This is a genomic window from Thalassoglobus sp. JC818 (assembly GCF_040717535.1).
In the GTDB taxonomy this organism is placed as follows: domain Bacteria; phylum Planctomycetota; class Planctomycetia; order Planctomycetales; family Planctomycetaceae; genus Thalassoglobus.
In genome coordinates, this window is record NZ_JBFEFI010000016.1 from 39,511 (window position 1) to 50,452 (window position 10,942).

Here is a 10,942-nt window from a genome sequence, read left to right on the forward strand (position 1 = left end):
GGTAAGTCGTGCTGAGTCGGAGGTACTCATGTCTGGTGAAAAGAAACAATACAGGAACCTTCGTGTCGGTTCCCCTGACTGGCTTGAATGTCTCGGGAAGGAACATCGCTTTCAAGCAGATTGCGAAGTTTCCAAAACTTTTCGTATGCCGGATTCCTGAGAGTAAACAGCAGGCGTTTGCGCCCTCGCAATAGAGCAAGTTTTGTTTTCCTGGAGGTCAATTCCAAGAGTTCAGCAACTTCTTCAATCGGCAACGGCTGGTGCCCCATCAGACCATAATAATGGATGACAGCGTTTGCCTGCCGAAACGTGAATGGCTTGAAGATTAACAACAATTCCGCATGTGCCGAACCACTGTCGACATCGAAGGAAACTAGTTGCGCGTCTGCCCTGTCGAGATTGTGTAGTGTTGAAAACTCGAGAGGCAGTGGGTCGAGGGCGAAGTTTTTCGATTGTTTGAGATCTTCCGATTGATTTTCCGGGGTTGGTGTCGATTCGGTTTGCGGTAGTCCAGCTGGATCGACCAGTGCACTCTGAAGCCTACGAATCGCTGCCGATTCAATCTGTCGGACCCGTTCACGAGTGACTTCCAACCGATCGCCAATCTGCTCCAGAGTCCTCGCGGGAACTCCTTCGAGTCCGAAGCGGTGCTTCAGGACAAAGTACTCCCGTTTGCTGAGCAATTTTCTCACCCTGGTAATTAGACGAGACCTTTCTTCCTCTTCTCCGAAGCGGCCAATAGAAGAGTCCGAGTATGTTGGAACCTGGTGAGCGGGAATCTCGTGGAGCGGCTCAGGACGCACGATCCGATTCAAACGTGCTTGGGCAGGATCTGATTCCTCGATGCGTTCACGGTCCGGCCCGTGGAGAGAGGAGTGCACCTGTTTCCATTTATAGGTTGGAATACGTACAAAGAATTTGGATTCCTGGAGGAAGCGGGCGATCCCCTGAAAGACCCAATACCAAGCGTAAGTCGAAAAGGCGTTGTAACGCTCGACTTCGTATTTTTCGATCGCTCGGGCGAGTCCGACGATGCCAACCTGAATGGCATCGGGAAGGATCATTTGCGGAACGTGGAATGAATTGACAGTAGAGAGGACCAGCCGAACGTTCCGGACCCAGATTTCATTGCGAGCGGTCAAGTCCCCTTGCTGTGCGCGTTGGATCAGCCGGACTTCTTGAAGGTAGCTCAGCGGCTCAAAATCGGGCAACGTGACGAGTTCTTTGGGGTCGATCCTCGCCCAATAGTTCCGTCGCTTCCGCAGCCTACGTCGCGCCGGTACAATCTCTACGTGCTCTTTCAGGTTGCGCCTGTTCGCATTATCTGACTCGTGATCACATTGAGCGTCGATCTTCATCAGATGACCTCCCACTGGATTGTGAAGAGATGGTTGCTGTGTGTCTTCTGCGTCATTCGCTGTTGGAGGGTATCGATCAGATCGTCACGCTTCCCAGCGATCTCGTCTTCAATCTCGAAAATCTGTTGGCGTTGTTTTCTCTGCTTCTTCTCCAAGTCACGGAGTTTCTGCTGGAGTTCGTTCTGCTCGTCGAGTGTGGTTGCCAGGCGTGATTGGCGCCGGACTGCTTTGATCTGCGTCTTGGTGTCTGAGAGTTCCTTTTCAGCGGCGACGACCATGTCCTCGGCCCATTTTTCCAACCGTTCGCGCTCTTCATTGAACAGGGCATTGTTTCCTTCGAGGGACTGAGTGATAGTCGCCTCGGCGTGTCGCCCTGCTTCTTGCTTGAGCCGCTCATTGAGTTCCGGCGGGAGAAGGCAGGCGTCGTCGACGTGAGCCGTACAGTTGAAGAGTTTCTGGCAGGTCTCCTGATCGAGCGACTTACCGGTGTCGTCCATCGCTGAGAAGAGGAGGTACTCCTCACGGTCGAAGGAATCAATCGTGAGGTACTGGAGCGTGAGCCAGCCGGACTTTCCTTTGAGTGCTTCGACCACGGAGACCCTCATCGGATAGTTGGTCACGTCGAATACGACCTTCGCAGTCGGCGTCTCGACTTGTTTACCTTGCGCGACACTCCATTCGCCGAGTGGATGAGACAAGCGGTACAGTAAATCGCCGGTGACATTGTGATGCTGCTTGGAGATCAGATGGTACGTTCCGAGCCGACACTCGCTGACAGGCGATTGGCGAAGGTCGAAGGTCAACTGGTCATCACAGAAGGTTGCGTGGTTATCCAGGACAACTTTGGTCAGGGTCCAGAATTGACGACCGATCCGGTCGAGGTTGGCACGAGCATCGTCGAGCCGCATCTTCAGTCGGGCGTGAACATCCTCGTCGAAATGCTCCATGAGCATCTGACGGGTCTCGTCCATTTTCGACTGAATGGTCTCGTCCATCTCCTGTTGAAGCTGCTGGAAGGCGGTGTCAATCTCTTCCGGCGTGCGGCACTGCTGGTAGATGGCAAGGATGCGTTTCTCGAAATCGACGCCTGACTCGATCTGTCCCAGCACTTCGTCCGAAGCACCGAACACACCATTGAACAGATTGAACTTCTCGGCCAGCAGTTCGTGAACACGGCGGTCGGCTTCGTTCCTCTCATTCAGGAAGTTGATGACGACCACATCGTGCTTCTGGCCGTAACGGTGACAACGACCGATTCGCTGCTCGATTCGCTGGGGATTCCACGGCAGGTCGTAGTTGACGACCAACGAGCAGAATTGCATGTTGACGCCTTCCGCTGCCGCTTCCGTGGCAATCATGACGGTGGCGTCGTTCTGAAAATGCTCGATCAGTGCCGTGCGACAGTCGATGGGGCGAGAGCCGGTGACTCGTCCGGAATCAGCATTTTTCTCAATCCATTTAGCGATAATGCGGCGAGAATCCGGATCGGAGTTCGTACCGTTGAACAAGACGATCTGGCCACCGTAGCCATTCGATTCGAGGAAGTTCTTGAGGTAGTCCTGCGTGCGGCGGGACTCGGTAAAGACGAGAGCTTTCCGGTTCGCCCCCATCTTCTCCATCTCGGCGAATCCAAGATCGAGAGCCTTGAGTAGCGACCGGCTCTTGGTGTCGATACCGATGCTGCGTGCCCATGTCGAGTACCGGGACAACTCGTCGATCTCCCCCTTGAGCTTGGGCAGGTCGATTTCGTTGCCTTCTTCCTCTTCTCGATCCGCTGTCCCTTCGAGGATCTCATCAAGATAGTCGTTTTCGAGTTCCTCGTTCTCAATCAGTTTCTCCATAAACTCATCGTCTTCGTCCCGCTCGGGAGTATCTCGCATCTCTTCTAGCCGGGACTTCATGGTGTCCAGCGTGTTGGCAATGGCGTGCGAAGACGAGGCCAGCAACTTGCGCAGTATGAGCGCAGTGAGGTGACGCTGACGATGGGGGACAGAGTAGGTCTCTTCCCGGTTCAGGAAGTCCGAGACGGCTTCATAGAGCTTCTGTTCGCCGTCGGTCGGTCGAAACCGGACGGTGAACGGGATGCGTTCGGTGTACTGAATGTACTCGGTGACTTGTCTTCGGAGCGTCCGTTTGCAGAAGGTCTGGATGCGATTGCGAAGGGCTTTGAGATCAGCACCGGCGTTCGTGTACTGGGTGCGGAACGAGTTCACGTCGCCGAAGATCAGGTCGTCGAGGATCGTGGAGAGTCCGTAGAGTTCGAGCAGCGAGTTTTGGAGCGGCGTGGCCGTTAGCAGGCACTTCTTCCGGTCTTCGATGGCCCACTTGATGTTCTGGCCCATCTTGTTGCTGGGACGGTAGGCGTTGCGGAGCTTGTGGGCTTCGTCGATGACCACGAGGTCATAGGGAACGGCCCGGATGTCTCCACGAAACCGGCTGGCATAGTGGAACGACGTGATGATTACCTTGTTGCCGGCGAAGGGCGTATCGTTCCCCTCTCGGACAGCCTGCCGGTAGGTCTTCGAGTCGAGGATCATCGATGGCAGATTGAACTTCTCTTGAAGTTCCAGCGCCCATTGCTTCCGAAGGCTGGCTGGGCAGATGATGAGCAGCTTTCGTTTTCGTTCCGCCCAGTGCTGGCAGAGAACAAGTCCAGCTTCGATGGTCTTCCCGAGACCAACCTCATCGGCCAGTAAGACGCCCTTCGAGAGCGGACTTCGCAAGGCAAACATCGCTGCTTCGATCTGATGGGGATTCAGATCGACACAGGCGTCAAATAATGCCATGGACAAGCGATCGACTGATCCTGGGTCCGCCTGCCGAGTCAAGTTGTAGGCGAGATATTTGGCGTGGTAGGGAGTTGTCATGATGCCCGTTGTCGTTCTTTGCAAGCCATACTTTAGGCTACTGCAGTCCATCGGGAGATGCAATTCCTCGCGAAAACTCACCGCGTCGTTCCAGACGGTCTGAAACCAGTATCGATTTTTCCAGAAACTCGGGAAAGAACTCAATGACGCCCACGTTTTGAGAACGTCCCAATCTGCTGCGCGCTTTGTCTTCGGAATTCATCTTTCTCTCGCAACGCAGTACCATCTTCGTTAGGGGTTGCTCACCAGAACAAACAATGAAATTTGGCTGCTCTGCACAGATCGCGATTCCATTCAATCCGAGTCAGCGAAACCAGTGGAGTGATTCATCCGTGACAAGGAATGACAATACGAGAACGGATGCGTCAACTTTTCGATAGCCAAACCATAGATTGCCCATGTACTCGTAAGACTTCCAGAGGCCCTTTATTATCCAATGTCAGAGGAAGCCTGGAATCACACTTGTACTCTGTCACACTTCGAATCCCAACCGGTGGTGCGTCCAAGAAAACAGCAGGTCCGCAAATACATGAAAGTAAAATGTCTCAGCGTGAAACAGCCCGACGCACACTGGATCGTGACTGGTGCGAAACGGATTATCGGACTGGAAGAGAATCCTCCTTATCGGGGACCGCTTCTGATTCACTCATCGTTTTCTTCCGAAGAGCTTTCTGACACAACACTCGAATTTCTTCGTGAGCGAGGCGAGTCTGCCGCCGAGATTAGTCGTCTGCCCCGTAGTTACATCATCGGCGCAGTCGACATTGTTGACGTCATCCCCAAGGTTCGAGAAGACGGACGGGTGAGAGGTCCGTCTGAAATCTCAGACCGTATCGCTAAAGTGTTACTCGAACACGGTGAAGAATTGACTGATGAAGAACTTCTCGATCAGGGTTATTTTTTCTGTGATCACTGGATGCCAACGTATTGGATTTTCGCCAAACCGAGACAGCTTGCCCAACCTGTCCGATGCAGGGGAGCTCTCGATCCCTGGACGCCGCCAGACTCTATTTTGAATGAGGTTTCAGAACTGCTCTGACCCTCTTCACCTGACTACAGAAGACTTGGGGATCGAAGTCAATTCCTGTGCACTTAGAATCCGTCCGCCCCTTGAGACTGTTGGCTGCGATCAGCCGATTGAATCAGTGACAGCGTTGTGCGAATCAGCTTGAATCTGAGAGTTGGGGAAAGGGACTTGTTGTTGAGCATCTCCGCCGCAGCGCTGGCAAGCCCGGAGATTCCTCCAAAAGCACTCAGAAGTCCACGGGCCGCCCGCTCAATCTCTTTCGCAGGCAGTTTTTTATCGCTATCGAGCGTGCACCAAAGTGACTCAACGTGAGTCTTCTTCCGTCTGGCACGCATCTTCCGCATTCGATGACGTGAGGCGACGCGGTTACATTCCCGACAATAACCGCTGTAGAAGTGGCGAGGAGACACTCGCTGCAGGCAGTTCGAACAGGACAGAGTTTCGATGTTTGACATTTGTACATCCATTATTCAGCAATCGCTTCGATTGTAGAGATCATTCCTCAAGTCGGCCTGGTCACTCTCAACAGAATTATCAGATATATTGTACCCTGTAACGTTCTCTCTGTAACTGCTCTCATCTCACATCGTTTAGAACGGAATCAGATGAGTCCAAGCAAGCAAGAAGCCGTCCTCCAGAAACTGCTCGACTTACGAGGAGAGTTTCGGGGATTCGAAAAAATGGATCTGAGAGCCGCTTATTGTTTCGACGCGCCCTTCACGGGGAAGTATGACGCGACTCGACTTCTTGCTTTCGTTGTCGGAAAAGGAATTGACCCCGACTTGTCAAATGGAGCAATGGTTTCCGGTGGGAATGATGTCCGCCAAGCATACCTAGAGCTCTTCCGACTGTTCGATCGAGCAGGACTTCTTCTCTCAAATCATCCTGAACTGCTCCAAGCTAAGAGTTATTCGAGTATCGTCAACGCAGGGCACCCGGAAGATGTTTCGGCGTGGTTTCTGGTTACTGGTCCTCGACTATCGCAATTGAAAGAAAATCCAGTTGGAGGAAATCGATACTGGATCGATGACGTTGGGAGTGCTTCGGCTGCGGCAATCAATGACCTTCTGACGGAACTAGAAAGAGGTATGCTTTCAGTCCAGAAGAAAAAACCTTCCGAAAATCATCCTCATACGTCGAAACAGAGCATGAGGTTGCTCATCATTAGCGCGCTCGTTAACCATCATCGACCCACTCATTTCGGATGCGAAATTACCGAATCTATTCCAGGCGTTCGTGAATTCTCGAAAGAGCATCACTTTAGCTCAGCAAGCCTCTCAAGTTTTCTGAAGAAGGAATTTGGCGGATTCAAGGAATACCAAGCCCTCTGTCTCAGAGAGACAAGGAAACTAAGTGTGCAACTGCAAGTTCTTGACGGCACACTTCCGACCAAGGAATTCTTCGACCACTTACAAGAGTTGAAACAAAAGATTGAGGGTGCTGAAGACTGAGTGTTCAGTGTTTTCAGTGCACTCACTGAACACTGAACAGCAACCGGACATTTCCACATCCTATTACCTGACAACCACTTGCAGAGTTTTTCCTAACAAGAGTTTTCAAGCTCAAAAACAAAATTGTGAACATGCTGACTTAGATGAGGGAATCGCACTCCGCGGTTCCAGAACGAACCATACGGTTAGCAAATGCACCAAAGTGAAAACTCCTGTCTTGAAGATCTGCTCGTTACCCCAAGGCAAGCAGCGAACCTGCTCTCAATCAGTGAACGAACGCTATGGGGAATGACCAAGCGCTGCGACCTTCCACACATTCGCATCTGGCGCTCTGTCCGATACTCCGTCGAAGACTTGCGGGACTGGATTGCCCGCCAACGTGTCGGAGGTGAAGGATGATCAATTTCGGGACTTCTTCAACTGACTGGCAGACTGTCAGTCCTGACAGACCGTGTGAAGTGTGCGGAAAACCGGACTGGTGTGCGCGGAGTGAGACTGCGATGATTTGCCGTCGATCAGCGATGCACCCGAGTCTTGGAGCGGGAAAGCAACAGTTCGACAAGTCCGGTGGCAAATATTACTTATGGCGTACGCAGCCACAGGAAACGAGCAACAGGCTTCCGAAGCCGAAATTGAAGCTTGCGCAGAGAGTGGGTCCAACTAAAGATCGAAGCCGTGTCTACAAAGTGCTCCTCCGCCTCTTCGGTCCAACTACTGACCACCGAATGGCGATCGGAAGTCGGGGTATTCCTCTTTCAGAGTTGAACAGCTTCTTAGACCACGTCAAATATGGCAGCCTGCCCAAGAGTGGGCGTGCTAAGAGGTTGACCGAAATGATCCGAGTGAGTCTTGAGGAAGAGATGGCGGCAACCCCAGGATGTGTCATTCGAAAGAGCACATCAACCGGGCAAAATTACTGGACCCTCGCAGGGCCGTCTGGAATGTTGATCCCGATCCGAAACTCCGAGGGTGAAATTGCGGCGATGCAGGTCCGGTGTGATGATGACCAAGGCAATGGGAAATACCGATATCTCACCTCAAGAAAGGATGGCGGAGTGAAATCTGGTGCTCTGACCCACTTCCCACTGCGAAGGGAAGCAAATCGTCACGATGTCGTCCGTGTGACCGAAGGAGCATTGAAGGCTGATATCGCGACCTACTTCTCTGACATCTACGCGATCGGGCTCCCGGGAGTCGGTTGCTGGAAGCAAGTACTAAACGCTCTCGATAAGCTTGACGCCCAACAATTGACTATCGCGTTTGATGCCGACTTTCGGACGAATTCGAACGTCGCTATGCAACTTTTCCAGTTTGTCGATTCCCTAAAATCGCGTGGGGTGAATCTGGCCATTGAGACTTGGAATTCCGAACTTGCCAAGGGGATCGACGACCTGGTCGTCTCCGGGAATCAGTCAACTTTGCTCTCGACACTTCCCGAAATCGACGGGTTTCTGGCGACGCTCAAAGAATTGCATCCTCCGCTCTCGTTGATTGATCCACAAGCGCCAAGTCCCAGTGCATCGACAGCGTTGCTGATGGACCCCGCCGCTCGTACTCTCATTGAAGTAAACAAAGATGAATTTTCTGTCAACGAACAAGTGGTCAGCACGTTGCCTCAGGCAAATGGCCTCTACTCTCGATCCGGCCAGTTATCTGAAATTCTCCACGACGATCACGGCGGGTCTCGAATTGTAGCGATCTCGCGTCCTCGACTGAGAGAGTTGATGTGTCGGATGATCTACTTCTTCGCGTCCTCACCCGACGGTGCAGTGACTCAAATTTCCCCTCCGAAGTGGTGCGTGGATGCAGTCTTTGATCGGGGGGAATGGCCTGGGGTACCAATCCTGAAAGGAATCGTTTCCCGCCCTATTTTGCGCCGCGATGGTGGGATTGTTAACCAACACGGATATGACGCAGATTCGCGACTTTACCTCGACAAGTGCTTCGGACAACTTCAGGTTCTCGAGAATCCAACTCAAGTCGATGCTCTGGCGGCACGAGACAGACTGCTGAATCTTGTCGCAGATTTTCCAATCCGCGAACCGCACGACCGTTCTGCGTGGTTGGCTGCGCTCCTCACGATTGTCGGCCGCGATACGTTTGAAGGGCCAGCACCTTTGTTCTTGGTTGACGCGAATACTCACGGATCTGGAAAGACACTACTCGCTGACCTGCTCGGGCTTATCTCCATCGGGAAATCAGCCTGTGTTTCGACGGCCCCAAGTGATGACAACGAGTTCCGCAAGCGGATCACTGCCCATCTCATGCATGGCGATGAAATCGTTCTGCTGGACAATATCGGCGGGACGCTCGGAACCCCATCGCTCGATGCTCTGTTGACAAGCGACACCTGGAGGGACCGCATTCTCGGAAAGTCTCAGATTTCGGAGATCCCGAATCGAACCACGTGGCTAGCGACCGGCAACAACGTCACGCTTCAAGCGGATACTTCCCGACGAGTCTGTCCGATTCGCCTGGAGTCCCTTGAAGAACATCCAGAGGACCGAAAAGACTTCCAAGTCAATAATCTGCGGCAGCATGTGATCGAAAACCAGCAGCACTTGCTCACAGATGCACTCACGATCATTCAGGCTTGGTTTCGGGCAGGACAACCGACTGAAGAGCTGAAACCCTGGGGAAGCTTCGAAGGCTGGACAGCAACGATTCGCCAACTCGTCGTCTGGACAAAGCTCCCTGACCCTATACTCGGTCGAGACCACCTCAGGGATGAAGCAGACTCTGACGCAGTGGCGCTGAAGAACTTGTTTACCAATTGGTTACAAATCGAACCAGAACGATTGGTCTATTCCGCACGAGAACTGATCGACTGCGCAGACTCTGATTCACACACTGGAATGGCAAACGCTCTGTGTGAGTTGTGCTGCGTTGATAACCTGCGGTCGGCGACTGCGACACTGATCAGTAAACGACTGAAACGATTCAAGGGTCGAGTCATCGATGGATGCAGGTTGATCAGTTATGTGGACCCGAGAATGAATGTCACAGTCTGGAAACTCGAGATATTGGGTTCGTAAGACCATGGCGGATCGAAAGCGGTTGAACCCAAGTAGACAGTTCTCACCAAAAACTCCGGAGTCACGGAGATACCGGAGTTGTTTCAACCAAGCGCGATAGAACGGCAATAGCGGACACAGAGTGGGTCCAGCACTGCCAGAGGGTAGAAATCCACCTCCGAAACTCCGGTTCTCCGATAAATGACGTAATCCGTGTCTCTCCGCGACTTCGCGCAGACCCTTCGGATCTCGACAGAGAATATCAGTTGCTCGAATCGTTCACCAAGTCTGACCCATTTCGAATGTATGAAAAGCACCTCCAATGCACTTTCATTTTCTCATTCGCTCGTCGTGAACTTGATTGACGAATTCATCTATTCTTTGAATGAGTCTTAGCACTCGATTCAGGCTTGGTAACCGAACAGAAATATCGGAACTAAATTCTAAGTTGAGACCAACATACAAGAGTAGAACCCAGACACTACTGCCTAGTTGAAACTAAGTGCTATTGCAAAAATCAAGAACCACCAGAGCAAACCTCCAGTCGACAGATAAGTTATGAGAGACTATCCATCAACCTGGCCAAGCTGCACGCCGAATCACCGTTGTCATTTGCACTAAGAGACATGGTATACAGAATCAATGCCAAGAGATAAAACATGGTCAACTTCGCACTGACTTCCGCACACTTAAACACTCGAACACTGTCGCAAGTTGGCTCCGACTACTTTCCCTGAACACTTTCGGCGCGTGTGGTCGGAAGGAGGATTGAGTCGCAGAGAACGCACTTGTATGTCTCGAGCAGGGCTTCGCTGGATTGACAATGGCACTGACTGCAATCCGCCTTCAAAAATGCTAACAGAGGTCGTGGTGTCGCTGCTCGGCAAGGAGATCAATCTGTTTCATCAACTAGGCTTCGAGGTATGTTGTGGCAAGTTTCATCTATGACAAAGATACTCGCGAAGCAGGGATTCAATTTTATGAACGAAACCGGCGACGTCGCTCGACCCAACTTTCGAATGTCAATAGAGGATTCGCTGAAAGGTTTCACACAGCGATTGAAAAGCTGAACGAAATACGCATCACCGGAGGTGTCGATCGTTTTTCTGGAGAGTTTGTGCGAGACCTGGGGGATGTCTTTCACGAAAAACTCGTGAAAGTCGATCTTGTACAACCTAAGCAAGCCAAAACTGAAGAGACGGTCGACATTCCATCCGACGTGAAG

General features: G+C 52.1%; 9 protein-coding genes. 5 read left to right on the forward strand and 4 right to left on the reverse strand.

Going from position 1 to position 10,942, the window contains the following annotated elements; genetic code table 11:
- Nucleotides 1-26: 26 nt before the first annotated feature.
- From AB1L42_RS22960 to AB1L42_RS22970, 3 genes are read right to left on the reverse strand one after another with little or no spacing between them, the layout of a single operon-like run.
- The gene (locus AB1L42_RS22960; RefSeq protein ID WP_367062240.1) at nucleotides 27-1,358 is read right to left on the reverse strand and encodes a sigma-70 family RNA polymerase sigma factor; all 1,332 of its coding nucleotides are present in this window, start codon (nucleotides 1,356-1,358) and stop codon (nucleotides 27-29) included.
- A complete protein-coding gene (locus AB1L42_RS22965) occupies nucleotides 1,358-4,225 on the reverse strand; it encodes an SNF2-related protein (protein WP_367062243.1) in 2,868 nt (955 codons plus the stop codon). The genes AB1L42_RS22960 and AB1L42_RS22965 overlap by 1 nt, the downstream gene beginning before the upstream one ends.
- Before the next feature lie 37 nt (nucleotides 4,226-4,262).
- Nucleotides 4,263-4,427 carry a hypothetical protein gene (locus tag AB1L42_RS22970; protein ID WP_367062246.1) on the reverse strand — a complete coding sequence of 55 codons (165 nt, stop codon included), beginning with the start codon at nucleotides 4,425-4,427 and terminating at the stop codon, nucleotides 4,263-4,265.
- A 327-nt stretch (nucleotides 4,428-4,754) separates the two neighbouring features.
- Between AB1L42_RS22970 and AB1L42_RS22975 the strand changes: the two genes are divergently transcribed.
- Nucleotides 4,755-5,264, forward strand: a complete 510-nt coding sequence (locus tag AB1L42_RS22975) for a hypothetical protein (RefSeq protein WP_367062249.1) — start codon at nucleotides 4,755-4,757, stop codon at nucleotides 5,262-5,264.
- A gap of 53 nt (nucleotides 5,265-5,317) precedes the next feature.
- Here the strand turns inward: AB1L42_RS22975 and AB1L42_RS22980 are convergent, their stop codons facing one another.
- Complete coding sequence (locus AB1L42_RS22980; protein ID WP_367062252.1) at nucleotides 5,318-5,707, reverse strand: hypothetical protein; 390 nt, start codon at nucleotides 5,705-5,707, stop codon at nucleotides 5,318-5,320.
- Nucleotides 5,708-6,238: 531 nt separating this feature from the next.
- Between AB1L42_RS22980 and AB1L42_RS22985 the strand changes: the two genes are divergently transcribed.
- The 4 genes from AB1L42_RS22985 to AB1L42_RS23000 form a co-directional block, all read left to right on the forward strand.
- Nucleotides 6,239-6,703 carry a hypothetical protein gene (locus AB1L42_RS22985; RefSeq protein WP_367062255.1) on the forward strand — a complete coding sequence of 155 codons (465 nt, stop codon included), beginning with the start codon at nucleotides 6,239-6,241 and terminating at the stop codon, nucleotides 6,701-6,703.
- A 192-nt stretch (nucleotides 6,704-6,895) separates the two neighbouring features.
- Entirely contained in the window at nucleotides 6,896-7,102 is a 207-nt protein-coding gene (locus AB1L42_RS22990; RefSeq protein WP_367062258.1) for a helix-turn-helix domain-containing protein, read from the forward strand.
- Between the two features lie 101 nt (nucleotides 7,103-7,203).
- Entirely contained in the window at nucleotides 7,204-9,738 is a 2,535-nt protein-coding gene (locus tag AB1L42_RS22995; protein ID WP_367062263.1) for a DUF3854 domain-containing protein, read from the forward strand.
- 907 nt (nucleotides 9,739-10,645) lie between these two features.
- Nucleotides 10,646-10,942, forward strand: a 297-nt coding sequence (locus AB1L42_RS23000; RefSeq protein ID WP_367062266.1) for a hypothetical protein, incomplete at its 3' end; no start/stop codon positions are given.

Excerpts from the sequence above, each read along its gene's own strand:
- AB1L42_RS22960 (WP_367062240.1), bottom strand. The coding sequence starts at position 1,358 with ATGAAGATCGACGCTCAATGTGATCACGAGTCAGATAATGCGAACAGG.
- AB1L42_RS22965 (WP_367062243.1), bottom strand. The coding sequence starts at position 4,225 with ATGACAACTCCCTACCACGCCAAATATCTCGCCTACAACTTGACTCGG.
- AB1L42_RS22970 (WP_367062246.1), bottom strand. The coding sequence starts at position 4,427 with ATGAATTCCGAAGACAAAGCGCGCAGCAGATTGGGACGTTCTCAAAAC.
- AB1L42_RS22975 (WP_367062249.1), top strand. The coding sequence starts at position 4,755 with ATGAAAGTAAAATGTCTCAGCGTGAAACAGCCCGACGCACACTGGATC.
- AB1L42_RS22980 (WP_367062252.1), bottom strand. The coding sequence starts at position 5,707 with ATGTCAAACATCGAAACTCTGTCCTGTTCGAACTGCCTGCAGCGAGTG.
- AB1L42_RS22990 (WP_367062258.1), top strand. The coding sequence starts at position 6,896 with ATGCACCAAAGTGAAAACTCCTGTCTTGAAGATCTGCTCGTTACCCCA.
- AB1L42_RS22995 (WP_367062263.1), top strand. The coding sequence starts at position 7,204 with ATGATTTGCCGTCGATCAGCGATGCACCCGAGTCTTGGAGCGGGAAAG.